The following is a 26,712-nucleotide window of genomic DNA, read 5'->3' as shown; positions in this document are numbered from 1 at the left end:
ACATGACCAACATGTAAAATTTTCAAAATAAAACCAACCTAAAAACAAAAGCCTCAAGTCATATCGACGTGAGAAGGTATCACATAACAGTGATCTGAAAAACGTGTGTGATGTCTCCATGCGTCGACATGACCAACACGTAAAATTTTCAAAATAAAACCAACCTAAAACCAAAAATCTCAAGTCATATCGACATCAGGAGATATCACATAACAGTGATCTGAAAAACGTGTGTGATGTCTCCATGTGCCGACATGACCAACATGTAAAATTTTCAAAATAAAACCAACCTAAAAACAAAAGCCTCAAGTCATATCGACGTGAGAAGGTATCACATAACAGTGATCTGAAAAACGTGTGTGATGTCTCCATGCGTCGAAATGAAAACAATACTCATCACAATAAAAAAAGATTACACCTCCCCTTTCAGAATTTTATAAACCAATTCCTTTGTTGGTTTTTGGCCGTTAATTTTAGATTTAACAGTATCGAAAGTCATTTTAAAATCACAACCCGATTTATAAGCAGTACAGCCATAAGCAGTTTTTCCTTTTAAAACCTTACCTACATTACATTTTGGGCAAGTTAAGGCATCGGAATCTCCATCTGCTGGTGCTGCTACTTTTTGCGTTTTTTCAACTTTTACTTTCGGCTCTAATTTCAACTTAAAATCATCATCAAAACGAAGCAAACCTTCAACAGCTCCTGCTTCAGTTTTAAAACCTTTTAAATTTACTGTAGATCCTTTTTGAAGCAATCGGATAAATTGCTTTTCAGATATTTTTTTATCCCCAAAACTAAAAGGCAAAACAAATTTACAGCCGTCTTTATAAGCACTGCAACCGTAAGCTGTTTTTCCTTTTAAAAGCTGACCTTTTTTACACTTCGGACAAGCCTCTGCCATAATACCGGCTTGTTTTTTAACGGTTGCCTTTGCTGCACGATTTTTAACCACATTGGCTTGTGAAATATTAGCACGTTTAGTTTCGCTTCTTACTTCGTAAACCAAGGCATCTACCATGCGTTTCATGTTTTTTATAAACGCTCCAGCACTATATGTTCCTTTTTCAATATCTTTTAATTGTTTCTCCCAAGATCCTGTGAGCTCGGCAGATTTCAACAATTCATTCTGAATAGTGTCTATCAACAAAATACCCGTAACCGTTGGTAATACTTGCTTTTTATTACGTTTTATGTATTTTCTTTTAAAAAGTGTTTCAATAATATTGGCTCGTGTAGATGGTCTACCAATACCATTTTCTTTCATTAAATCTCTTAACTCTTCATCGTCCACTTGTTTACCCGCTGTTTCCATGGCACGTAATAAAGTTGCCTCCGTAAACTGATTTGGTGGTTTGGTTTCCTTTTCTAAAAACGATGGCTCATGCGGTCCTTTTTCACCTTTGACAAAGGTTGGTAAAATTCCAGATTCTTTTTCTTTAGCGTTCGGGTTTTCAAAAACAACGCGCCAACCTTTCTCTAAAATTTCTTTTCCTGTGGTTTTAAAAACAACGTCGGCCGCACTTCCTAAAACAGTAGTGTTAGACACGATACACTCATCATAAAAAACAGCAATAAAACGTTTTACAATAATATCGTAAACCTGTTGCTGATTGTACTGCAGATTAATTTGAATTCCTGTTGGAATAATAGCGTGGTGATCGGTTACTTTTTTATCGTTAAAAACCTTAGTAGACTTCTTTATTTTCTTCCCTAAAAGCGGTTGCGTTAAAGTGGAATAATTTGTTAACTTCTGAAGTATACCAGGTACTTTTGGATACACATCGTTTGGTAAAAAAGTGGTATCTACTCTTGGATAAGTTACTACTTTTTGCTCATATAATTTCTGAACAATTTTTAAAGTTTCGTCTGCAGAAAACCCAAATTTCGTATTACAATATACTTGTAAGCCTGTTAAATCGAACAGTTTTGGCGCGTATTCCTTACCTTTCTTTTTAGTGGTAGATTGTATTTCGAATTCACTCTCCTTTACCTTATTAGCCATAGATTCACCATCTTCTTTTTTAAGAAAACGACCTTCCTCGTAACTAAATAATGTTTCACGATACAGTGTTTGTAATTCCCAATACGGTTGTGGTTTAAAATTTTCAATATCTTTAAAACGCCCTACTACCATCGCTAAAGTTGGTGTTTGCACACGCCCAACGGATAGCACTTGTTTATAACCGCCATGTTTTACGGTATATAAGCGTGTAGCATTCATCCCTAAAAGCCAATCGCCTATGGCTCTAGAAAACCCTGCATAGTATAGATTATCGTAATCTTCAGAAGGTTTTAAATTCTGAAATCCTTCTTTTATGGCTTCCGTTGTTAATGATGATATCCACAAACGTTCTACTTTACCTTTATACTCAGCTTCGTTCATCACCCAGCGCTGTATAAGCTCTCCTTCTTGCCCGGCATCACCGCAGTTTATTACAACATCGGCTTTATCAAATAAACTTTTTACAATTCTAAATTGCTTTTGAATACCATCATTCGCAACCACTTTGGTTTCAAATTTTTCTGGCAACATGGGTAAATTATTCAAATCCCAACTTTTCCAATAAGGCTTATAGTCGTTAGGTTCTTTAAGCGTGCAAAGGTGTCCAAAAGTATAAGTTACCGCATAACCATTGCCTTCATAATACCCATCGCGTTTAGTATTTGCTCCTAGAACGGTAGCAATTTCGCGGGCAACACTTGGTTTTTCGGCTATACAGACTTTCACTTATTTGGCTTTAAAATAGAAGGTGCAAAATAAGGATTTTGCATGGTATTCAAAGCGCCTTTTATAACGAGTTATTAACGAATTTAAATGCTCGTAAAAGATATTATCTTTAAATTTGTTGTATCAAACCATGATTTTGACCTTAATTGTTTTAAGGCTAAATATTTATATTAAAACACCCTCATTATTTTAAACCAACAAATCACTGAATTCAGGGATATTAATACTTGCTACAAAGCCTAAATTTGCGAATGCCTTTTAAGTTACAAAACATAATTGCATATTTATTTTTATGCTACTGCACTATTGGTTTGACGCAAACACAGACTTCTATAGAATTAGAAGACAAAAAAGTGGATGAACTATACCAACATTTTAATTCTGGTTCGGCAAAAAAAGCGTACAAAGAAGCTCATCAATTTTTAAAAAAATTTAAAACCAATAAAGCCATTGCAAATACCAATTTACTACTGGCCTATTACCATAATAACTACGCAGAAATAGACTCTTCTATTTATTACACTAACCAAGCTCTTGCTCATAAATCTATTGTTAACGACTCTTTAGCCAACCGGCTAACCATATTAGCATACCAGTTATTGGCTCTAAACAACAAAAACAAAGGTTTATATCACGAAAGTAAAAAATGGCACATTAAAGGCGCCGAACTCAGCGAAAAACATAACGAAACAAATCTTTACTATTCACATATACACGGGTTAGCAAGTACTTACATTGCTCTAAACAAAACACAAGAAGCTAAAGAGCTTTTTGAGAAATGCATTAAACACTCTAAGGACGCCGAAATTATTTTAGGAAGCTATATAAATCTAGGCTCTATTTACTCATCATTTTCTCAATATCAATTATCTAATATTTACTTACAGAAAGCCAAAGCTATTTGTGAAAAAGACAATAGCAAACAACAGGCTTTAGTAAATGTTATTATTAATATAGGCGATAATTACGTAAACAATGGCGAGATTGATCAAGCTATTTACACCTATGGTGAAGCTAAAAAAATAAGTATTAAAAATAATTTTTATAATTTAGAGCTTATCATATCTGATAAATTAGGCACAGTATTTTACAATCAAAAAAGAAATAATGAAGCCATTTTAATCTATGCAAATACCTTAACAAAAGCTATTAACTCTGACGCTTTAAACATTCAAATGAATAGTTATTTGATGTTAGAAAAACTAGCAGCCCGAAAAGAAGATTATAGCACGGCCTACACATACAGTAAGCGCTACTCCAGAATAAAAGACTCAATAGATAATCTGCAAACAAAAGAAGAGATTAACCGCTTAGAAGTTAAGTTTGAAACGCTTGAAAAAGAAAAAACAATTAAACTATTAAAAATAGAAAACTTAAATAAAAGTTTAAACATCAAAAACAAAGATGCTGCCATAGAAAAGTACGAACTTCAAAAAGCTATTATTGCTAAACAAAATGAAAATGAAGTTTTACAATTACAAAATCGCGCAGAAAAACGAAAGAGCGAAATAGCCATACTTAAAGAAAAAGAGCAATTAAAGGCCTTAGAATTAGATAGAGAAAAAACCATAAAATATATTGTGCTTGGTGCCTTTTTCATTTTACTAGTACCCACTATTGGTTTATTGGTTATTTACTATCAAAAATTACAAGCTCAGAGTTTACTTAACCTAAAAGAAAAAGAGGTTAACGCACAGCGCGTTAATTCGTTGAAAAAAGATCAGGAAATAAAAATTATAAAAGCATCTATTAGAGGGCAAGATTTAGAACGAAAAAAGATTGCTCAAGAAATGCACGATAGCATTGGTGGAAATTTAGCAGCGATAAAATTACAGTTCAGTCAGCTTTCTAACCACCCAGATAAAGCGCAATTAATCTACAGCCAACTCGATGATACTTACGAGCAAGTTAGAAACTTATCGCATAATTTATTACCAAAAAAAATTAGAGAAAATGACTTTGTATCTTTAATTACAGAATATATAAAAACCGTACAAGAGGCGAGCAACATAAAAATTAATATTCATTTTTATGATGAAGAAAAAATAAACACACTAAACAAAATATTGCAAAACGAGTTGTTTTCTATTTTTCAGGAATTAACAACCAACACGCTCAAATATGCCGACGCCGACACTATAGATATTCAATTAGATTTACTAAACTCTTGTATCTTTTTTATGTATGAAGATAACGGCAAAGGCTTTGATGTATCTGTAACTACTCTAGGTATTGGCTTAACCAATATTAAGAACCGAGTAAACGATTACGATGGCACATTACATATTGACTCTAAAATAAACAGAGGCACAAATATTAATATAGAAATCCCCTTAGAACAAAAATAAATGAAGCATAACCTTATTATTGCCGACGACCATAAAATGTTTTTAGATGGCTTATTAAGTATTCTTAAAACAGAAAGCAATTACAATATTATATTTACAGCTAAGCATGGTGGCCATGTTCAAAAATATATATCGATAAATACCGAAGAACAAATCGATTTAGTTATTACCGATGTTACCATGCCCGAAGTAGATGGCATTACTTTAAATAAATGGATTAAAGAAAACCATAGAACCATAAAAACACTGGTAGTAAGCATGCATAACACACCAGAAATTATTGATGATTTAATAGAAAGCAATGTAGATGGCTACCTTCAAAAAAACGCACAAAAGGAAGAATTTCTAAAAGCCATTGAAACTATTTTGGGAGGGGAAAAGTATTTTTCAAAAGAAATAAAAGATATTTATCTTCAAAATAAGTTTGAAAAAAATAAAGAAAAAGAGATTAAACTAACAAAGCGCGAAGTTGAAGTAATCTCTTTAATTGCAGAAGAATTCACCACTCAAGAAATAGCAGATAAACTCTTTTTAAGCAAACACACTATTGAGAGTTACAGAAAAAACTTAATTACTAAACTTAATGTTAGAAACCTTGCTGGCCTTACCAAATACGCTATAAAAAAAGGTTACGTTTCATCTTAATAATAAAACACTAATTATAATATAATACTAAGGCGCTTTTTTAAAGCGTCTTTTTTTATGCGTAAAATCTCCTTAGCACTATTAAACACACTCTAACTCTATTTAATAAGCTCAATTTTGACTTTTCATCTAAAAAACTTCATAAACAAAAAAAAAAAAAAACAGTCACAACAAACAACTAAAAATCAACCAACTAAAACAAAACACCCTATTTTCAGGGTATTGATTTTCACCTAATACGGGGTTATTCTAGGGCTTCTATTGCTATACTTTTGTACAAGAAAATAAGACACATGGTAAGTTAAAAACAAACAAAACCTTAACATGCTTATTATAAGAAAAACAAATAAAAATTAACTTTTAAAAATCAAAATTATGACTTTCGGAATTACATTAATCTTATTAAGTATCATTGCAGTACCTTCTTTATTACTTTCAAAAAAACCTAACGCAAAAGAACTTTTAGACAAAATAGAACCTTACCAAGGTTGGATTGGAATTATTTTTTGTTTCTACGGTGTTTGGGGTATTATCTTTTCAATTTTAAACTTAGGTTGGATTACAACTTTCCCAATCTGGTGGGTAACATTACTAGCAGGTAGTCTTGTACAAGCTGTTTTAGGTTTTATGTTAGGATTTAGCCTAATTAACAAATTTGTTTTATCTAAAAATGAAGCTGCAAAAGAAAAAGCAGTAGCACTTAGAGAGAAATTAGCACCAAAACAAGGTAAACTTGGTATTGTAGGTTTATTCGTAGGTGCCTGGATGATAGTAGCTTCTATATTATTCTTCTAAAAAGTTAAAAATTAATTTAGATTATCATGAAAAAACTCATCTATTTAGTAGCTTTATTCTGTACAATTCCCCTAATTTCGCAAGAGCAAAGCAACACTATTTCTGTTATTGGTGAAACAGAAAAGACCATAATCGACCAAAATTACACCGTTATAATTGCCTTGCAACAAATAATGGTTTATGATGGACAAGTGGAAGTGGAAGCCACATCTTTAGAAGATGTAACACGCAATTACATAAAAAAACTGAACGAAGCAGGTATAGATTTTAGTAGGTTTAGAAGAAACACCTATTATGAGCTAGCCATGTCTTACGGACAAAACAGAGAAACGGCATATTATTATTTAAAAACAACCAATAAGGATGAAGCTAGAAAAATAATAAACTTAAAAGCGTCTGGCGTATCGGTTGCTAGTAGTGAAGTGGAACCTAAAAAATTAACCGATAAAGAATTGGCTGCACTTTCAACAAAAGCCATTGAAAATGCCAGAGAAAAAGCAGAACTTATAGCTAAAAAATTAAATAAAACTATAGGTAAAATTGTAAGTATTTCAGATCAAAACACAAACACGCAGTATATTCAAAGTTACGGCACTACAAGTTTACAACCTCATAGTGTCACTATAGCTTTCGAACTAAAATAAAAAGGATGTCTATTATTAACAAATTTCAATTTTAAAAAAACATGAAAATTAAATTAGCCGCATTATCAATATTTGCTTTCTGTGCAATATTTAACGCAGAAGCACAAAAATTAAAAAAGTTTGGAAGTTCTATTGAAAAGAAAATCGGACCAAAAACTATTAAAGTACCTTACACAGATGTAATATCTTATTTAGGATATGCTTCTGCAGGAAATGAAGATGAAGTTGTAGATGGTAAAAAGTTCTACTACATTTATTTATGGGTTCCTGCTGTTGCTCCAGAATTAGGAGTTAGAATGCTTTCTCCTGTAGCTAAAACAAAAATTAAAGATGCAATAGAGTCTGCGGCTTACACAGAAAATGCTTCTTCTAGCGATTATTTTGATACTTACATCACTTTAGAGCGTTCTACTATTTTCACAAAAGAAAATATTACTGAAGAGGCTGCTAAAAGCGCAACTTGGACAAAACTAGCAAGTAACGATGACAGTAGCGAAATGCCTAAACAACCAAGTGGAAGCAGCTACAACTCTTTACTAAGATACAAAAGTGAAGTTGGAAGCCCAACAAAAGCTTTAACTGCTGGTTTATACAGAATTGGTTTTACAACTTACAAGACAGGTGAAGTTAAAGGAACATTTTTAGCAGAAGTTGCAGCTCCAGTAAAATTACCAGGTGTTGTTATGGCTAAAACCATTGCAGAATTAAAAAAAGGACTATAATACAAAATTACAGACATCCTTTTTTTTAACTTAATTAAGCATCTCTTTTAAAAGAGGTGCTTTTTTTATGTCATTACTTCTCAAAAAGAAAGTAAAAATTTACACTTAAAAAATGAATTTAAAACACGCTTTGTAAGCTATTATAAACACAATTAATCATGGCGTTTCCATAACACCACAATAAACCAGACACTTACACATTACCTAGTATCACTAAGCTTTTTTTATCTATTTTAGTAATCCCTAAGAACACTAAATAATGAAAAAAATCCCTCTGGCATTTCTAATATGCCTAGTAAACTGTTGCCAAATTTTTTCTCAAGTTGGTATCGGCACCACAACTCCAGATCCATCATCGATTTTAGAAATTAATTCTCAAACACAAGGGCTTTTACTCCCTAGAATGACTTTATTAGAAAGAAACGCCATCGCATCTCCTGCCGAAGGTTTGTTTATTTACAATTTAGACAGCAAATGCTTTCAGTATTATAAAGGTACAACTTGGTCGGGTTGTTTAGGAGAATCTCCAACCAATGCTTTAGAATGCAGTTCTCCAGCATCTAATGGCGGATATGCTATTGGCACTTCTTTAACAAGTACCAATACCATTACAGTAGACGTTCTTGTTAATTCAATAGAAGCTTATAACATAAGTACAAATACAGTTAATGGTTATAGCTTTTCTGCCTCTGGAGTCTTTAGTGCAATTGGTCTAAATACCATTACGCTTTCGGGATCTGGAACCCCAATAGCCGAACAAACCGATAGCTTTACTATCACTTATATAGAAAAAGGAGATACCTGTAATATAAATATAGGCGTTACATCTGTTTTATCGAGTTGCCTGGCATACCTAAATGCAGGTTCAACAACCGATGGCATATATTCTGTAGATCCAGATGGAAGTGGCCCAAACCCTGCTTACGATTGCTATTGCGACATGACGAGCGACGGTGGCGGATGGACCTTAGTGTTTAACCATAATACTGCAGGTGGTTATTGGACAAACGACGCAGAAGCCAGCGAATTTAACGTCGCATCCCCAGGTTTAACAACCAATAAATATTCTATTTTAAGTAAACTAGACGAAATTAAAAGCGCCGCAGCCTACGAGTTTAGAATATATTACCCAACCTTAGGTTTAAGAAACCATTGGAGCCAGACCTTCGATCCAAGAACAAGTGCCTCAACAATTAGACCTGTAACTGGTTACACCGCAATTAATATTGATATGACTAATAATAGTTGGGGTGGTTTAGAGTTATCAGGAGGTAGTACTTATTTAGACGGCTCAGTAAATAGCGGTAGCTGGTTTTACTCTATAGGCAGTGTTAACACATGGGGCGGAGGTATTCCATCAAACAGCACAGCAGTAAATCATGTTCAATTATTTATTCGTTAAATCTAAATATTACATTTACACTTAGTTATTTATTTTTTAAGAAGGCTATCTTTGCAGCATGCAAACCAAAGTCCTTTTTATAACACCACCGTTTACGCAATTAAACACAGCATATCCAGCAACAGCCTACTTAAAAGGCTTTCTGGAAATACACGATATATCTGTACCACATTGCGATTTAAGCATTGAGCTCTTTACGGCTGTTTTTAAAAGTGATTTTTTGCGCGCCATGTTTACAGAAGCTGAAGCTTTGGAAAATTTTAATTATCCTGAAGTTAGCAAAATGAAATCACTCTACATCTCTAGAGTAGATACCGTTATTGCATTTCTACAAAAGCATGATATTGAAACAGCTCATAAAGTTTTAAAAGCCGATTTTTTACCACAAGGTCATCGCTTAAAACATGTTAACACCAAAATTGAATGGGCAGCAGGTAATCTAGGTATTATAGACAAAGCCAAACATTACGCCACACTTTTTATTGAAGAAATAGGCGATTTTATACAAGCCAACGTCGACGAGTTTTTTGCGTTTACTAAATACGCCGAGCAAATTGCAACATCGGCAAGTAGTTTCAATCAATTAGACGAGTTTTTAAGTTATCAACCTACACTTATCGAAGAACAAATGCTCGATATTTTAGTGGCTCAAATTGAAAACCACAATCCAAATTTAGTTTGTTTTACTATTCCCTTTCCAGGGAATTTATTCGCAGCCTTACGCTGTGCACAATTTATTAAGCAACTTTTCCCAGATATTCATGTGGCTTTTGGAGGTGGGTATTGCAACACCGAATTACGCTCACTAGAAGATCCTAGAATTTTTGAATTTGTCGATTTTATATCTCTCGATGATGGCGAAGGCCCGTTATTAAAAATGGTAAACTATCTAGATGGCAACATCGGTATCGACCAACTAGAGCGCACATTTATTCTAGAAAACAATAAGGTGGTTTATAGAAACAAGATTCCAAATACCATTTATCATCATAAAAATCTTCCTGCACCCAACTATTCAGGATTACCATACAATAAATACGTCTCTTTTTTAGATGTCGTAAATCCCATGCACCGTATGTGGACCGATGCCCGATGGAATAAACTAACCATTTCTCATGGATGCTACTGGAAACAATGCTCCTTTTGCGATGTTAGTCTAGATTATATTGGCAACTACCAAAATACAACCGCCGTAGATTTAGTCAACAAAATCGAGAAAATAATAAAAGACACCGGCATTACTGGTTTCCATTTTGTAGACGAAGCTGCTCCACCAAAAATGTTACGCGCGCTATCAAAAGAGCTTATAGAACGTAACCTAGAAATCACTTGGTGGACAAACATTAGATTCGAAAAAACATTCGATTTCGATTTATGTCAAATCATGGCACAATCGGGCTGTATAGCCGTAACCGGGGGACTAGAAGTAGCCTCAGACCGTTTATTATCTAAAATGAAAAAAGGTGTAGACATTGCACAAGTTACCCGAGTAACCCATCATTTTTCACAAAACAATATCATGGTTCACGCCTATCTCATGTATGGATTCCCAACCCAAACCGAGCAAGAAACCATCGATTCTCTCGAAGTAGTAAGGCAACTATTCGAAAGAAACTGTATACAATCGGCATTTTGGCACCAATTTACAACCACAATACATAGCCCAATTGGTCAAAACCCAGAAGCCTTTGGTATTCAAATAACAGGCCCAATTTTCGAAGGTTTTGCACAAAACGATTTATATCATAAAGACGAACAAGGTGCCGATCATCCTAAATACACAAAAGGCCTAAACCTCGCATTACACAACTATTTAAACAATGCCGGACTCCAAGACAACCTACAAAACTGGTTCGATTTCCCAATTCCTCCAACCAGCCATTCCAAAGGTTTAATAGAAAGTTTTTTAGAAGAATTAGCTATAAAATAATTGGGCGTTACCCGAAAAGGGGCAGGCTTTACGTTGCAAGTCCTCGCACCTCCTTTGTCGGGCTGTGGGCTTTTCTCTGCAATCCCTAACGCGGAAAAGACTGCTGAGGTTTAACTTTATCTAAAAATTTGTTTTTGTTTAAGCTTGTCCATCAATAGATTTCTCACATTTTCTTAGTATATAATGCGATGTCTACTATTGTCGATATGACGAACTTCTATTTAAAACCCAATAACTACTTTTCCTTATAAAAACTTCAAATTAATACTAACAAAGCAACAAACTAAATTCACATAAGTTTGCTATATCGATGTAAGGAGATGTCTCTCATACCCAAAGAATTTAACTAGTCCATCATAAAAAGCTTTAATTAACGGCCTTTTATCTGCGCATTACAAAAGTATTAATCCTTATTATTAATCATTCTTTTCGCACCCCATTTTTCTTTTAAATTTAAAAAGAAACTTTCATAATATTTATACGAAAAATGCGATATAATTACAGTAATAATTATAATAACTAAATTAATAATCAGTACGTCAAATGCATAATGAAAACGCATTTTAGAAATTAATTTTAAATATACTAACCCTACCAATTGCATGACTATAGCATGGTACATATAAACCCCATAAGAGATTTTACCTAAATAATTCATCGTTTTATTTTGAAATATCCTTATCGGCTGAATAGCTAATGCTGAAATGGTTAACCCAAACAACAAAAAACTAAATAATTGATAAAATATAGCATTAAAACTATTTACAAAAATTGCTGTTGTAAAATAAATAACGAATAAGGAAAAAAGAAAATATCTTAATTTTTCAATAAATATTTTAGCCCAACTATTCTCTAATAAAATAGAACAAATACCACCAAAAGAAAAATAGAAAAACAACATGTTAAATCTATTAAGAAAAGACAAGGACTCAGAAAAATACATTAAGAAATAAACTCCGGTAAATAGACTTAAAAATAAAACTACCCTTTTTACAGGTATTATTAAAAACATCGGAGCAATCAATAAATAAAACTGTTCTTCAATACCAATAGACCATAAAACTTCCAAAATTCCTCCAGGAGAATATGTGCTAAATATATTTGAAAAAAAAGTTATCGATAAAAGGATACCAGAAAAAAGATCGTAGTTACTATCAAATTCAAAGCCAAAAAAGGGTAATATTAAACGATAATATAAAAATCCGAAAATTAAAACCAAATAGTAAAGAGGAAAAATTCTTAATATCCGCCGAATATAAAAACTTTTTAAATCAACTAAATTAGTAAGCCTTTTTTCATCAAAAAGTTGTCTAATAATTAAAAAACCGCTCAAGGAAAAAAACGCATATACCGCCTCTGTCCCTTTATGAAAAACAGCCAATTCATTATAAAAAGGGAACCCCCTATTTCTACTAAATTCTGATATATGAAAGACAACTACTAATAAAGCTAAAACAAAACGTATTGCTGTTATATTTGGTATTCGTCTTGATTTAGTCAAACCACTCATTCTTTATAATTCTCAAAATATTAACTCGCACAAAGATAAAATTGTATTTGAACGAACTCTACCATATACTCATTAAGTTTATAATTCACTAAACTTGATATATTACGTCTACGACAAATCATAATAAATACGGAACTATAAATTATTCAGCGCAGTAAAAAAACTCAAATTTTCTAAGTATATAATGCGATGTCTCCTATTGTCGACATGACAGATACAACCAAACATGTAAACCTTAAATAATTCACTTCTCAACTACAATACCATAACTCATTAAAAGGCCTTCAATGCCTTCCAAAGAAAACTTAGCGCCTTTAATTTTATTACGTTCAGGGTGAATATTATAATTAATAGCTTTTCGGAAATCTGCTTTTTCTAAATTAGTATTTTCAAAAGTAGCGCCTTGCAAATCACAATCATCAAAAGTGCAACGACTTAAATTAGCCTCAGTAAATTCCACACTCTGAAGTTTAGAATTAATCATTTTAGTATAACTTAGATCTACTTGATAAAAAGAAGAGTGATTAAGCTGGCAGTTTTCAATATACAATGCAAATCCAAAAGAATTACAACTTTCAAAACGAACACCTAAAACTTTGCATCCCATAAGCTTTACATCCTGAAAAGATGAGCTTGTTAGGTTTGCAGAACTTAAATTACAATCTATAAACTCGCACTCTAAAAATCTAACTTCCGATAAAAATCCTTCAGAAAAATTACAATTCTTAAACGTACAATATTCGTAATCGCCTTTTGGAATTCGATTTACGGAGTAATCTTGTTTATCAAAAATTTCATCTTCAAATAAAGGTGCAGACATCATTTATAAAACTTTATGGACTTAAAAATCGAAGTTAACCTATTTTAAACGAAACTCTAACTGAAAACAATTAGTCTTTCTCAATAATACTTAATGCTAAACGAATTTTAAAATAGTCGATACTCTCATTAAAATAATCAAAATACGCACGGAGTGCTTTTGGAGAACCAAGAGCTTTTTTGGCTTTTCGTACGGCTTCAACATCACTTTTAGAAACAAAATCGTATAGATTAATTTCTTTGCCCATGCTGTATAACTTAGCAATGTGTGAGTAAACAGTGGTTGTCCCTAATTTACGTTGCATAGCAATTTCATCTATTGATAAGCCCGATTTATAAAGATCGTAAGTCTTTATATAAGTATCGCCTTTTTTTACTTTTTTAGGCTTAGAGCCCATAAAATTCATAATCTCGACCATAAACTCATCACCATAAACTTCAAGTTTACGCTGCCCTACTCCACTAATTCTTAAAAAATCGTCATCACTTAATGGACGCTCTTTTTCAATTTCTTTTAACGTAGCATCACTAAAAACTAAGTAAGCCGGAATATCTTCCTCTTGTGCTATTTTATAACGTAATCTTCTAAGACGTTCAAATAAATTATCGGTTACAACCTTAGATTTTGTTCTCGTTTTTGTGGTTTTGGTTCTTTTTGTTCGTGTACGCTTCTCTTTAATAACAGGTTTTATTTCTGTAATCACTAATGGTTTTGTTAGAGCAACTTTAGCACCTTTAAACAATACATTATTTGAAAACTCGGTAAGTTGCAAAGCATTATTTTTATGAAACGCAATTTCGCAAAACCCTTGATTTATAAGTTGAATTACAAAATGTTGCCAATGCTTCCAAGCAATATCATTACCAATACCAAACGTGCGTACATTTTGATAACCTTTTGCTAAAACAGCCGCATTTTGCGAACCACGAAGCACATCGATAATCATTCCCATCGCTTCTTTTTCTTGTAAACGATAGACTGCCGAAAGAATTTTTTGAGCAATTACAGTACCATCGAAAAACTGTGGAGGATTTTTACAAACATCACAATTCCCGCAGTTGCCACCAAGTAACTCTCCGAAGTAACTTAATAGAATTTTACGTCGGCATGTGGTTGACTCTGCAAACTGTTTCATTCTATCTAATTTCGCTATCTGTACAGCCTCATTGATAGCACCGCTTGCAAAATTTTGTAACTGAATAACATCGGCATAACTATGAAATAATAACGCATGCGAGGTTAAACCATCTCGGCCTGCACGCCCAATTTCTTGATAATAACCTTCAATATTTTTAGGCATATTATAATGCACCACCCAACGCACGTTAGATTTATCTATTCCCATACCGAAAGCAACGGTTGCGCAGACAATTTGGGTTTTATCACGAATAAAAGATTCTTGAACTTTACTTCGTTTATCAAAATTTAAACCAGCATGATACGCTTCCGCATGAATGCCATTGGTTTTTAATTTTTTAGATAGCTGTTCTGTAGTTTTTCGGCTTAAGCAATATATAATTCCCGACTGGTTTGGTCTGGCATTTATAAATTTAACAATTTGAGAAATTCGGTTATTGGCCGTTCGAACTTCCAATCCTATATTTTTTCTATCGAAAGATGAAATAAAACGCTCGGCATGTTCTATGCGTAATTGTTTTACAATATCTTCTCTAGTTGCTTTATCCGCAGTAGCTGTTAAGGCAATAAACGGAATATTGGGTAATGTAGATTTCAAAAAACCAAGTTGCTGATACGATGGTCTAAAATCGTGTCCCCAAGAAGAAATACAATGTGCCTCATCTATAGCAACACAGCTAATATATTTTTCAGTTAAAATATTTTGTAACGCCGCCAAACTTTCTGGGGCAACATAAAGTAGTTTTATTTCTGCTGTAATAACACTTTCTATAATAGCAAATTGCTCTTCGCTACTTTGGCTACTATTAAAATAAGATGCAGGAATACCGTTGGCGTTTAAACCATCGACCTGATCCTTCATTAGCGCTATAAGCGGAGAAATAACAATGGTAACACCTTTAAAAGACAACGCCGGAAGCTGAAAACAAATAGATTTACCACCTCCTGTTGGCATAATAACCAAGCAGTCTTTTTTATTGAGTACAGACTCTACAATGTCTTGTTGATTTACTCTAAAAGAATCGTAACCAAAATAGTTTTTTAAGTTTGAAAACACCTGATCGTTGGCGGCTGTTCTTGGCATTAATTTAAGTGTAAACGGTAAACATTAAAAGCATAATGTTTTACCATTCGCGCTTTTTATTTAATTCCTCTAGAGCTGCTAGATCTTTTTGTGAAACTACTTTTAAGAAAGATGAATGTTGCTCTATAGCATATTCTATCTTTTCAACAATATCTGCGTGTGTATCGTTTTCATAGTCTATTTCTAAAGGTTCTTTAATTTCAAAAGATTGAAAAATATTTTTCTTCTTAATAAATAATCCTTTTTTATCAAAAGATCTACGGAAACCATCGATAACGATTGGTACAACAATAGGTTTGTAACGTTTAATAATATGTGCTGTTCCTTTCCTGATAGGTTTAAAAGGAGTGGTTGTACCTTGTGGAAATGTAATAACCCAACCATCATCTAAAGCTTTACCAATACTAGAAATATCACTCATTTTAACCTGACGATTAACATCTTTACCTTCCGATCTCCAAGTACGTTCTATACTAATAGAACCCATGTAAGCTAATATTTTTGGTAACAAACCAGCTTTCATAGTTTCTTTTGCGGCTATGTAATAGATATTAAGTTTTGGATCCCAGATATAACCTATGTTTTTTATAGAATCTGTTCTTCCGCTTAAACTCGCATTAAAAACATGAAACATAGCTACAACATCTGCGAAATACGTTTGATGGTTTGATACAAAAAGCACATTGGTATCGGGTAAATTTTTAATAATTTCCGATCCTTCAATTTGTAGTTCATTAAAGCCACGAAACCTTCTATGTGTTATCACACCAAAGATTCTAATTAGCCATTTCTTTAAAAATAATATATGTCCGAACGGATTTCTTTTAAACAATCCCATAAATCACACGTCAAATTGATTAGTTAATATACTAAAATACAAATGTAACAATTCTAACAGATTACAAAAGCTGTTTTAATAAGTCTTTAATTTCGCTAAGCATCATTGCTGTTGCTCCCCAAACTACATGCCCGTTTAAATTGAATGCAGGCACCTCGACTTCAAGGCTATACGAGGTTTTTACTGTTTTTTGAATGACTATTTTTTCATCTAAAAAATGTTGTAATTTTATTTCTATAATGGCCTCTACTTCATCATCTTGTTTAATAAAACTAGGCTGATTTTGCAAAACACCAATAAACGGGTGCACATAAAAGTTACTTGGCGGAATATAAACCTCAGTTAATTCTCTAATAACCTTAATGTTTTTGATGGGCACACCAACCTCTTCAAATGTTTCGCGAACCGCAGCATCTTGCAACGATTTATCGCTAGACTCTAACTTCCCGCCAGGAAAGGCAACTTGCCCAGAATGTGCGCCTTTGTAGACTTTCCGAAGTATTAAAACAAAGGTTGTTTCGTTTTTATCATTAGGATAAAATAACGCTAAAACACCTGCTTTTTTAGCCTTTTTAATAGCATCCTGCTGCTGCCTTAAAAGCTCTTGCCTAAAAGAAGGCACCATTTTAAACTGAGAAGCCTCGGCTGGTAGCGGTATATTTTTTATTTTTGAAATCGATTCTAAAAATTCATCAAAATTCATTGATATGCGTATAGGTTTGCTTTTGTGTTTCTTTTTTTTATTTCTGAATTGTGAAGATAAACAATCTAAGAAGAAAACGACAACAGAATCTGTAGTTACAAAAACAACTAAAAAAGATACTAAACCGAAAAAAGAGGATGCTTTTGAAAAGTTAGATTCCAAAAGTGCTATGGAGTTTTTTCTAGAATATGATAAACACCATAAAGAGAATAAAGTACGTATAACAACCGATTTTGGAAGTTTTGATATTTTACTTTACAATGAAACTAAATTTCATAGATCGAATTTTATATTTTTAACGAAGCAAAAATATTTTGTAGATACACAGTTTTATCGCGTTATTGATGATTATATGGTGCAAGCCGGAAATAGCGATGATGTGAAAATTTCTAAAAAGCGAGGAAAAATAGGTAAATACTTGCTTCCGCCAGATACTAAACGTGGTTTTGAACATGATAGAGGCGTTATTTCGATGCCAAGTAGTGCCATTGAAAACCCACATAAACTAGCGTCGCCGTACGAGTTTTTTATTATTCAACAACATGGCGGATCGCATTTTCTAGATGGCGATTATACTGTTTTTGGACATGTAACTCGTGGGATGGATGTTATTGATAAAATTGCAGCTGTAGAAACCGGTAAAGGCGATTGGCCTTTACAGAATATATATATTCGTGATTGTGAAATTATTGAATAGCAACTTACTATTTCGCGAATAATGTTAGTTCAAAAACAAAACACAAATAATACAGGAAGTACAATACCTATAATTGATAAAGGATGCTTAATAGTATAATTTACTAGGCTGCTTTGGGTTAATTTATAATACCTTATTTCTAAACATAAAAACAGAATATAAAGCCACAAATAATAGTAAAACGCATAATAGAGTGCCAACAACCCTGATTTATCAATCACTTTAAATGCCATAAATAGAATTGCTGCTAAAATATTAACCACTCTAATAATTTTTGTTGTGGTGAATTTTTTAAATTCCTTATGGTTCTTTCTTTCCATTAAATTGTAATCAATCTTTCATTCAAAATATATCCTTTAAAGAGCCAAGAGAATAACTTTTATCAAGGCAAACAAATCTATTCTACAGGAAAATCGAAATAGGTTTTAGGGAATGGTTCCCAACGCAATGTAAAATGCCACCACTCTTTTGAGTAATTTCTAAAACTATGCTTAAGCATAACTGTTTGAAGTTTTTGTCGATTTTCTTTTTGTTTTTCTGATATGTGTGGATAATTTACCCAAGAGGCTTCACCAAAAAAATCGTAAGGACTACCCATATCTAAAACTTCACCTGTACTCCCGTCTACCAAAGTTAAATCTATGGTACTACCTCTACTATGCCCCGATTTGGTTGCTATATATCCGGCTTTAAATAATGTTCGTTTTTTAATTTTAGGATAAAAAATTGTTTTATTCACCGTATCATTTAAATCGCGAGCCCAACGCATAAAATGGTTTACGCCTTGTTGTGGTCTATAACCATCGTAGACTTTTAAGCATAAGTTTTCGTCTTCCAACTCTTCTTGCACCAAACGTAAGGCTTCCGCAGCTTGTTTTGTTAGTATTAACCGATTAGAATTATAACCATCTACGGGTTGCCCAACAAAATTGTTATCGGTGTTGTAGCGTAATTCTACATGCAAATCTGGTATAACTTCTTTTACATAAACAAAACCTTCTGGCAATTGAGCAAATGAAACCACAGAAGAGAGTAAAACGAGGTAGAGATATTTAAAATTCATAATAGCGAAGTTAGCTAAAATAATGTTTTACTAAAAATTAGGCATAAAAAAAACCGAGTTCCCTCAAACTCGGTTTTCTATCATTTGCGTTAGTATTATGAGGTTAGATTTGGGATTCCATTTCAACAACATAATGCAAATACTAATTAATTAATCCATTGATCTAAAAAATGTGTTATTTAGAACTATTCAAATATATAATTTAGAAATGTAACCGAACGACTAAATACATATCAAATCGATGAAATGCATTAAATTTTAACATTTATAGATAAAATATTTAAAATCACCGGTGAAATACATCTTTTTTTAATTCCGAGAAATCGAAAAACAGAACGTTATTACACAAAAAAAGCACCCGAAAACGGATGCTTTTTTTCTAACTAACCAATCAAAATATGAGTTACAACTCTACAGTTTAAAGTAACCACTCAATAAACTTTTACATAAAGTGTAACGTTTAATCTAAAAGCAAACTGCGTGCCAAACTTTATACATGTATCTTTTTTTTAGATAGTTTTAACTAAAATAATTCAATTATGGGCATTAGTATTTAAAATATAAAAGTGAGATATTTGCTTAACTAAAAAAAGCATAATTATATATGAATAGAGTACTTGTATTATTACTAGTTTGTTTATTGGTTTCTTGCGGAGAAGAACAACACGATTTAACTGTTAAAGGCCGTATTGATGGTTTAAAAAAAGGAACTGTTTATCTTAAAAAAGTAAAAGATTCTACGCTTATTAATGTAGACTCTTTAGTTATAAGTGGAAATCCTAATTTTGAATTACATAGTACATTAGAGTCTCCAGAGGTTTTCTTTTTATTTTTAGATAAAAACAGCAAGAGAGAAGATGGTATTTCATTTTTTGCAGATAAAGGTGTTACAGAAATAAACACATCTCTTAAAAACTTTATGTACGATGCTAAAATTACAGGATCGGAACAACAAAAAGTACTGGAAGATTACAAAACCATGATTAGCCGATTTAACAATAGAAACTTAGATTTAATAAAAGAAAAGTTTGATGCGCAAATAGCTGGCGACACGACTAAGTTAAAGAGCGTAGAAAAGCAGTATAGCACCATTTTAAAACGCAGATATTTATTTACGGTTAATTTTGCACTAAACAATAAAGACAGCGAGGTTGCGCCTTATTTAGCTTTAACCGAAATATACAATGCTAGAACAAGTTTACTAGACACTATTAATGTATCGTTAACCGATAAAGTAAAAGCATCTAAATACGGAAAGGAATTACAACGATTTCTTGATGAGATTAAGGCTACTGAAAAAGAATAACAAACCTTACTTTTTAAGCATAAAAAAAGACCTTTCAAATTTGAAAGGTCTTTTTTATTTTTAAGAGCCGATGGAGGGACTCGAACCCACGACCTGCTGATTACAAATCAGCTGCTCTAGCCAGCTGAGCTACATCGGCTTTTTTAACGAGTGCAAATATAGTATCTATAATTAGATATGCAACATTTATGTCAAAAAATTTATCCTAAATTGTTAATTTTTTCGATTAAAGCCAATCCTTTAGTCTCTAACTCCACGTTAATAGCCTTAAAATGCGCTTTTGCATTATCATGTTTAGCATTTAATTTAACTATCAATTCGTCGAAAGTAGCTATTGCTTCATCAATAATTGCTTCACTTTGCTTAGTATCTTTATCTGTGTTTGCGTATTCCCAAACATATACTGCTTCTATAATATCACCTAAAACATAATTAATGTCCTTTTTTAGGTTTCTAACATTTGCCATTTTAATTGCTTTTAAATTTTTTACAAAATTAAACATAAACTTCTAAACCGTTTACATTTTTAGTACTATTTTAATAACGTACTGCTATTACTACACTATAAGTTGATTTTCATTCTGCTTTAAAAGCAGAAACTCCATTTTATTTACCCGAATAGGTTACAAAATTTCGTGGTGTTTCATAAAGTGTAATCTCTAAAGCTAATTTAGTATCCAGCTTAGGCTTTAGTTTATTGTAGATTACCACAGCTATATTTTCGGCTGTTGGGTTTAAATCTTTAAACTCGGGAACTTCTAGGTTCAGGTTTTTATGATCGAGTTGATCTTCAACTTCTGCTTCTATAAGGTCTTTTAAAACTTTCATATCCATTACAAAACCAGTTTCCTTATCTATTTCACCGGTAACACTAACTATAAGTTCGTAGTTATGCCCATGAAAATTAGGATTGTTGCATTTACCAAAAACGGCATCGTTTTTTTCAAAACTCCAATCTTTGCGATACAATCTATGTGCCGCATTAAAATGTGCTTTTCTGTTAACTGTAACTTCCATATTAAGATATATTTATATGCTCGTAGAATTTTTCGAAAATAATTTTAAACCATTCTGTATATTCTTCTGGGTGTTTAGCCATATCGTCTTTAACATCTTCAATAAGCATCCATTTCCAACTTTCAACCTCATCAGGGTTTATTACAGGTGCTTCATTATAATGTCCAACCATAATATGGTCGAATTCATGCTCTGTTAAACCATTATCAAAAGGTGCTTTGTATATAAAAGATGTTGTTTCCTTTAACTCAGCAACAAAGCCCATTTCTTCTTGCAAACGTCTTTTACCTGCTTGTAAATTACTTTCACCATCGCGTTGATGACTACAACACGTGTTAGTCCAAAGCCCCGGAGAATGATATTTAGTTAATGCACGTTGTTGTAACATTAACTCATTTTTATCGTTAAAAATAAATACAGAAAATGCACGATGCAAAACTGCTTTTTCATGAGCTTCCATTTTTGGCATTAAACCAATTTGCTCATCTTTTTCGTTTACTAAAACAACTTTTTCTTCAATCATAGAACACAAAAATACCAACTAATTTTTAAAAAAAAGAATAATACTTATTTAAACGGAAGAAGCCAAGGTGCCAATGTATCCCTAAAATGAATGGATAATGATAATTACAAGGGGTTTATCCTTTTTAAAATTTAAAACCTTACAATAAATGTATTTTTACGGCTATATTTGCAATCGCTTTTCAACATAAATTTATGAGTTTTTTAAAAGAAATACAACGCAGACGAACTTTTGGTATTATCTCGCATCCCGATGCCGGTAAAACAACCTTAACAGAAAAATTACTATTATTTGGTGGAGCTATACAAGAAGCTGGAGCCGTAAAAAGTAATAAAATAAAGAAAGGTGCCACGAGTGATTTTATGGAAATTGAACGTCAGCGTGGAATTTCGGTAGCAACATCTGTACTTGCTTTTGAGTACAATGGTATTAAAATTAATATTTTAGATACACCTGGTCACAAGGATTTTGCTGAAGATACATTTAGAACACTTACCGCTGTAGATAGTGTTATTGTTGTTATTGATGTTGCAAAAGGTGTTGAGGAACAAACGGAAAAACTAGTTGAAGTTTGCCGTATGCGAAACATCCCTATGATTGTTTTTATCAATAAAATGGATCGTGAAGGTAAAGATGCTTTTGATTTATTAGATGAAGTTGAACAAAAACTAGGTTTAAAAGTAGCACCTTTAAGTTTCCCAATTGGTATGGGTTACGATTTTAAAGGCATCTATAATATTTGGGAGAAAAACGTTAATTTATTTAGTGGTGATAGTAGAAGAGATATAGAAGAAACTATTGAAATTTCGGATTTAGCATCACCAGAATTAGATAAATTAATTGGAGAAAAAGCAGCTAATACACTTCGTGAAGAAATTGAACTTGTTGAAGGTATTTACCCAGAGTTTAACAAAGAAACGTACCTTAATGGTGAGCAACAACCTGTGTTTTTTGGTTCTGCCTTAAATAATTTTGGAGTTCGCGAATTGCTAGATTGTTTTGTTGAAATTGCACCAAAACCAAGACCAAAGCAAAGTGAAGAGCGTTTAGTAAAACCTGACGAAGATAAATTTACTGGTTTTGTATTTAAAATACATGCCAATATGGATCCAAACCACAGAAACCGTTTGGCCTTTGTTAAAATTGTTTCGGGAGAGTTTAAACGTAATGCGCCTTATTTACACGTTCGCCATAATAAAAAAGTAAAATTTTCTAGTCCGAATGCCTTTTTTGCAGAAAAGAAAGAGATTGTCGACATCTCCTACCCTGGTGATATTGTAGGTTTACAAGATACCGGAACTTTTAAAATTGGTGATACTTTAACAGAAGGTGAAATTTTAAACTATAAAGGTGTACCGAGTTTTTCTCCGGAACATTTTAGATATATTAATAATGCCGACCCATTAAAATCGAAACAACTTTTTAAAGGTATCGACCAATTAATGGACGAAGGTGTAGCTCAGTTATTTACTTTAGAACTTAACGGAAGAAAAGTAATTGGAACGGTTGGAGCACTTCAATATGAAGTTATTCAATATAGACTAGAACACGAGTACGGCGCTAAATGTACCTACGAGAATCTTAATGTGTTTAAAGCGTGCTGGGTTGAACCAGAAGACCCTAAAAACGATGAATACAAAGAATTTGTGAGAGTAAAACAACGTTTTCTTGCAAAGGATAAACAAAACCAATTGGTGTTCTTAGCCGATTCGTCTTTCTCTTTACAGATGACACAACAGAAATACCCAAGTATTAAGTTTCACTTTGTTTCTGAATACTCTTAAAATATAAAACATAAAAAAAGCCACTTTTAAAAGTGGCTTTTTTTATGTTTTATATTTTGCTCTTATTTATCTAAGCAAGACTTTCCGTTTATACTAGTTACTATAAACTCACTTCGTCTATTTTTATTATGTTCTTCTTCTGTACAAGTAGATCGGTTATTAGAATCGCAATCACAATGGTTTATTAACTGAGATTCACCATAACCTTTAGCCGTTAATCTGCTAGCGTCCACACCTTTACCTATTAAGTAGTTTTTAGTAGATTTAGCTCTATTGCTAGATAAGGTCTCGTTGTAAGCATCGGTACCTCTACAATCTGTATGACTACGTATATCAATTTTTAAAGTTGGATATTGCTTCATTAACACCAATACCTTTTGTAAATCGACCTCAGCATCATATCTAATATTATACTTATCAAAATCGAAATAAACCACAGGAATATCTAAAATTTTAGCTAAATCTGCACATGGTGTAATGGCTTGGATATTAATTTCCAAATTCAAATTAATTACCATATCCTCTGTACCCATTAAGGTTACAAAGTTCTTTTCATCTCCTATATAATCTGTTTTTTCTGCACGAATTAAAAAGGGTTCATTACAAGTTAACTTAGAAAAACTATATGCTCCTGCCTGGTCTGTAATAACAGTTTCTATTTTATCTCCATCTTTAGAATACAATGTTACCGTTGCCTCTGCTAGTAACTCTTGCGTATTTTTATCTAATACAGTTCCTGTTACAATTTGCTCACACTCTATCGCTTTAAAGCTGTAAATATCATCATCACCTTTTCCGCCTTCTCTGTTTGATGTAAAGAAACCTTCTTTAGTTCCTAAATTTTCATAGTAACCAAAATCGTCTTTAGAACTATTTATTGGCTTTCCTACATTTTCAACAATTAAAGGTTGATTACTTTCACGCTTATTTTCAAAATCTCTAACTACATAAACATCTAAACCTCCTAAACCAGAAAGTCCGTTTGATGAAAAATACAAATCACCTGTTTCATTTATAAAAGGAAACGTTTCTTGAGCCTCTGTATTTATAGAAGCACCTAAATTTTCAGGTTTACCTAAAGTACCATCTTCTAGAATATCTACTTCATATAAATCGGATTGACCAATAGTTCCTGGCATATCGGAAGCAAAGTACATTTTAGTTCCTCTTACATTAATGGCTGGGTGTGCCACACTATAATCACTACTATTAAAATGAACAGATTCTACATTACCCCAATCTCCATTTATGTTTTTTGTGGCTTTAAAAATTTTTAATCTATTTACACCTTCATCATCTTTTTTATAGCGTTTTTTATAATAATTGTTTCTTGTAAAATACATGACCTCATCATCTGGAGTAAAAGCAGCTGTAGACTCGTGGTACTTTGTATTAATATCCTCGTTAAAGGCTACCACGTTTTTATAAGAACCATCGGCTTGTTTTGTTGCTTTATATAAATCTAGGTAAGGTTGCTTGTTCCATTGGTATATTTTGTCTCCTAATCTTGAAGAAGCAAATATTAATTCATCTTTATATTGATTGGTTCCAAAATCTGATTTTTCGGTATTCAAATCCAAATTTAAAACTTCTAAATCTCTACTTAACGATAAAATAGACTCTAAATAATCTTTTTTACCCGCAAAAGCTTTTCCTCTTAAATCATCTTTATTAGCCTCATAAAATTTTTGCATCCAAGCATCAGACTCTTCATAAGATTCTGTTGCTTTTAATGCTTGAGCATACCTAAAGTAGTATTCACTATCTAAAGCGGTCTCTCCAACTTCTTCAAAAAGTTTGCCGTACCATTTAGCAGCTTCTTTCATTTCATTATTAAAATATAATGAATTGGATAATTTTTGTAATAAGCTAACCGAAGTATAACCATTATTAGCTACTTCAAGTAAAATATCACTTGTTTTTGCGTACGAAAAATTATCGTAAGCTTTATTTGCTTTTTGATAATCGGCCTTTTGCGAATAACTAAGTACTGCACTTAGACTTAAAAATATAGTTAGTATGTGTATTTTCATTTTCATAAGGTTAGGCTTTAAAAGAATCTTGGAGATAATAAACGTCCTGCTTTACGTAATTCAAAACGTAACATAATTTCATGAGAACCACTATTGTAGTTATTTAAACCTGTGGTTGTTAAATCGTATGCATAACCTACGTATAAGCCATCTGATATTTGAAAACCAGTAAGTAAACTTACAGAATCGTCCCAACGCCATGCTAAACCAAGCGTTAATTTTTCTCTATATAATCCATTTAATGATATATCGCCAATTACCGGTGCTCCCGAAACGGCTTTTATAAATGCTGAAGGTTTCAGTTTTAAATCATTATTAATATCGAATACATAACCTGCAATGGCATAAAAATTTATACGCTCTGTAGCTATCGATTCTATAAAATCATCATAATGATCTGTGGTTAATAAATTAGGTGCAGAAACTCCTAAATACCATTCTCTATTACTAACATATACACCAACACCAACAGTAGGTGATAATCTACTAATAGGCTCATTAAAAAGAGGATCGGTGGTTTGATACTTACCTTTACTCCAATCTGTACTTAATTGATGAAGCCCTGCTTTTACTCCAAATGATAAGGTAGTATAATCGTAATCTAAAGGAATGCTATAACTTAAATTGGCATCTATATATGTTTCTTCGGCTGGACCTAAAGCATCATTTACGACAGAAAGCCCTAAACCAATACGCTCGTTTCTTAATGGTGCATGAATACCTAAAGTTTGCGTTTTTGGAGCACCATCGATACCAACCCATTGCGTTCTATATAAACCGGTTATACTTAAAACCTCTCTTTGCCCTGCGTATGCCGGATTGATACTCATAGTATTATACATATACTGAGTATACTGCGGATCTTGCTGTGCAACGGCATCTAAACTACTAAATATGACTAAACATATTAACAATAGAAAAGACTGTGTATTTAATTTGAATTCTTTCATTTTTATAAATTCTATTTCTTAAAGATAATA

Annotated in this window: 22 protein-coding genes and 1 tRNA gene; 10 read left to right on the top strand and 13 right to left on the bottom strand. The window is 32.6% G+C overall.

Annotated features, from left to right (window positions below; translation table 11 throughout):
* Window positions 1-412: 412 nt before the first annotated feature.
* Window positions 413-2,731 carry a type IA DNA topoisomerase gene (locus tag V6246_RS14680; protein WP_341561180.1) on the bottom strand — a complete coding sequence of 773 codons (2,319 nt, stop codon included), beginning with the start codon at window positions 2,729-2,731 and terminating at the stop codon, window positions 413-415.
* Between the two features lie 251 nt (window positions 2,732-2,982).
* On the opposite strand from V6246_RS14680, the gene V6246_RS14675 reads away from it, so the two are divergent.
* The 7 genes from V6246_RS14675 (at window position 2,983) to V6246_RS14645 (ending at window position 11,217) form a co-directional block, all read left to right on the top strand.
* The gene (locus V6246_RS14675) at window positions 2,983-5,079 is read left to right on the top strand and encodes a tetratricopeptide repeat-containing sensor histidine kinase (RefSeq protein WP_341561178.1); all 2,097 of its coding nucleotides are present in this window, start codon (window positions 2,983-2,985) and stop codon (window positions 5,077-5,079) included.
* Entirely contained in the window at window positions 5,080-5,724 is a 645-nt protein-coding gene (locus tag V6246_RS14670) for a response regulator transcription factor (RefSeq protein ID WP_074938466.1), read from the top strand.
* A gap of 375 nt (window positions 5,725-6,099) precedes the next feature.
* The gene (locus V6246_RS14665; RefSeq protein ID WP_042506226.1) at window positions 6,100-6,519 is read left to right on the top strand and encodes a hypothetical protein; all 420 of its coding nucleotides are present in this window, start codon (window positions 6,100-6,102) and stop codon (window positions 6,517-6,519) included.
* A 26-nt stretch (window positions 6,520-6,545) separates the two neighbouring features.
* Entirely contained in the window at window positions 6,546-7,163 is a 618-nt protein-coding gene (locus V6246_RS14660; RefSeq protein ID WP_341561176.1) for an SIMPL domain-containing protein, read from the top strand.
* Window positions 7,164-7,204: 41 nt separating this feature from the next.
* Window positions 7,205-7,885 carry a Lipl32 family lipoprotein gene (locus tag V6246_RS14655; protein ID WP_341561174.1) on the top strand — a complete coding sequence of 227 codons (681 nt, stop codon included), beginning with the start codon at window positions 7,205-7,207 and terminating at the stop codon, window positions 7,883-7,885.
* Window positions 7,886-8,144: 259 nt separating this feature from the next.
* The gene (locus V6246_RS14650) at window positions 8,145-9,287 is read left to right on the top strand and encodes a fibrinogen-like YCDxxxxGGGW domain-containing protein (RefSeq protein WP_341561172.1); all 1,143 of its coding nucleotides are present in this window, start codon (window positions 8,145-8,147) and stop codon (window positions 9,285-9,287) included.
* A 58-nt stretch (window positions 9,288-9,345) separates the two neighbouring features.
* Window positions 9,346-11,217 (top strand): B12-binding domain-containing radical SAM protein, encoded by a 1,872-nt coding sequence (locus V6246_RS14645; RefSeq protein WP_341561171.1) that lies wholly within the window; start codon window positions 9,346-9,348, stop codon window positions 11,215-11,217.
* A 403-nt stretch (window positions 11,218-11,620) separates the two neighbouring features.
* On the opposite strand, the gene V6246_RS14640 is transcribed toward V6246_RS14645, so the two are convergent.
* The 5 genes from V6246_RS14640 to V6246_RS14620 all read right to left on the bottom strand — a co-directional run bounded on the left by V6246_RS14640 (window position 11,621) and on the right by V6246_RS14620 (window position 17,309).
* Entirely contained in the window at window positions 11,621-12,718 is a 1,098-nt protein-coding gene (locus tag V6246_RS14640; protein ID WP_341561170.1) for an acyltransferase family protein, read from the bottom strand.
* A 253-nt stretch (window positions 12,719-12,971) separates the two neighbouring features.
* Window positions 12,972-13,550, bottom strand: a complete 579-nt coding sequence (locus V6246_RS14635) for a pentapeptide repeat-containing protein (RefSeq protein ID WP_341561168.1) — start codon at window positions 13,548-13,550, stop codon at window positions 12,972-12,974.
* Between the two features lie 67 nt (window positions 13,551-13,617).
* Window positions 13,618-15,768: a DNA helicase RecQ gene (gene recQ / locus V6246_RS14630; RefSeq protein ID WP_341561166.1), complete on the bottom strand. Its 2,151-nt coding sequence runs from the start codon at window positions 15,766-15,768 to the stop codon at window positions 13,618-13,620.
* A gap of 40 nt (window positions 15,769-15,808) precedes the next feature.
* Window positions 15,809-16,606 carry a lysophospholipid acyltransferase family protein gene (locus tag V6246_RS14625; RefSeq protein WP_159018179.1) on the bottom strand — a complete coding sequence of 266 codons (798 nt, stop codon included), beginning with the start codon at window positions 16,604-16,606 and terminating at the stop codon, window positions 15,809-15,811.
* Between the two features lie 61 nt (window positions 16,607-16,667).
* On the bottom strand, window positions 16,668-17,309 hold the full coding sequence (locus V6246_RS14620; protein WP_341561165.1) for an NUDIX hydrolase: 642 nt from the start codon (window positions 17,307-17,309) through the stop codon (window positions 16,668-16,670).
* A gap of 4 nt (window positions 17,310-17,313) precedes the next feature.
* Between V6246_RS14620 and V6246_RS14615 the strand changes: the two genes are divergently transcribed.
* Window positions 17,314-18,006, top strand: a complete 693-nt coding sequence (locus tag V6246_RS14615) for a peptidylprolyl isomerase (protein WP_341561164.1) — start codon at window positions 17,314-17,316, stop codon at window positions 18,004-18,006.
* Window positions 18,007-18,403: 397 nt separating this feature from the next.
* On the opposite strand, the gene V6246_RS14610 is transcribed toward V6246_RS14615, so the two are convergent.
* Window positions 18,404-19,069 carry a M15 family metallopeptidase gene (locus V6246_RS14610; protein WP_341561163.1) on the bottom strand — a complete coding sequence of 222 codons (666 nt, stop codon included), beginning with the start codon at window positions 19,067-19,069 and terminating at the stop codon, window positions 18,404-18,406.
* Between the two features lie 604 nt (window positions 19,070-19,673).
* Here V6246_RS14610 and V6246_RS14605 point away from each other — a divergent pair.
* The gene (locus V6246_RS14605) at window positions 19,674-20,375 is read left to right on the top strand and encodes a DUF4369 domain-containing protein (RefSeq protein WP_341561162.1); all 702 of its coding nucleotides are present in this window, start codon (window positions 19,674-19,676) and stop codon (window positions 20,373-20,375) included.
* Window positions 20,376-20,440: 65 nt separating this feature from the next.
* On the opposite strand, the gene V6246_RS14600 is transcribed toward V6246_RS14605, so the two are convergent.
* The 4 genes from V6246_RS14600 to idi form a co-directional block, all read right to left on the bottom strand.
* A tRNA-Thr gene (locus V6246_RS14600) sits at window positions 20,441-20,514 on the bottom strand.
* Between the two features lie 61 nt (window positions 20,515-20,575).
* Window positions 20,576-20,842 (bottom strand): hypothetical protein, encoded by a 267-nt coding sequence (locus tag V6246_RS14595; RefSeq protein ID WP_159018185.1) that lies wholly within the window; start codon window positions 20,840-20,842, stop codon window positions 20,576-20,578.
* Between the two features lie 139 nt (window positions 20,843-20,981).
* Window positions 20,982-21,392 carry a 6-pyruvoyl trahydropterin synthase family protein gene (locus V6246_RS14590; protein WP_159018186.1) on the bottom strand — a complete coding sequence of 137 codons (411 nt, stop codon included), beginning with the start codon at window positions 21,390-21,392 and terminating at the stop codon, window positions 20,982-20,984.
* Window position 21,393: 1 nt separating this feature from the next.
* Window positions 21,394-21,915, bottom strand: a complete 522-nt coding sequence (gene idi, locus V6246_RS14585; RefSeq protein ID WP_341561160.1) for an isopentenyl-diphosphate Delta-isomerase — start codon at window positions 21,913-21,915, stop codon at window positions 21,394-21,396.
* 194 nt (window positions 21,916-22,109) lie between these two features.
* Here idi and V6246_RS14580 point away from each other — a divergent pair, with 194 nt between their 5' ends.
* The gene (locus tag V6246_RS14580; protein ID WP_341561158.1) at window positions 22,110-23,699 is read left to right on the top strand and encodes a peptide chain release factor 3; all 1,590 of its coding nucleotides are present in this window, start codon (window positions 22,110-22,112) and stop codon (window positions 23,697-23,699) included.
* Between the two features lie 62 nt (window positions 23,700-23,761).
* On the opposite strand, the gene V6246_RS14575 is transcribed toward V6246_RS14580, so the two are convergent.
* Together V6246_RS14575 and V6246_RS14570 are read right to left on the bottom strand one after the other, a co-directional pair.
* A complete protein-coding gene (locus V6246_RS14575; protein ID WP_341561157.1) occupies window positions 23,762-25,732 on the bottom strand; it encodes an OmpA family protein in 1,971 nt (656 codons plus the stop codon).
* Between the two features lie 17 nt (window positions 25,733-25,749).
* Window positions 25,750-26,682 (bottom strand): PorP/SprF family type IX secretion system membrane protein, encoded by a 933-nt coding sequence (locus tag V6246_RS14570; RefSeq protein ID WP_341561156.1) that lies wholly within the window; start codon window positions 26,680-26,682, stop codon window positions 25,750-25,752.
* Window positions 26,683-26,712: the final 30 nt, after the last annotated feature.

The organism is Algibacter sp. TI.3.09, from assembly GCF_038154905.1.
GTDB lineage: Bacteria > Bacteroidota > Bacteroidia > Flavobacteriales > Flavobacteriaceae > Algibacter.
The sequence above is the reverse complement of the archived record's forward strand: the minus strand, read 5'-3'. Positions and strand labels throughout refer to the sequence as shown.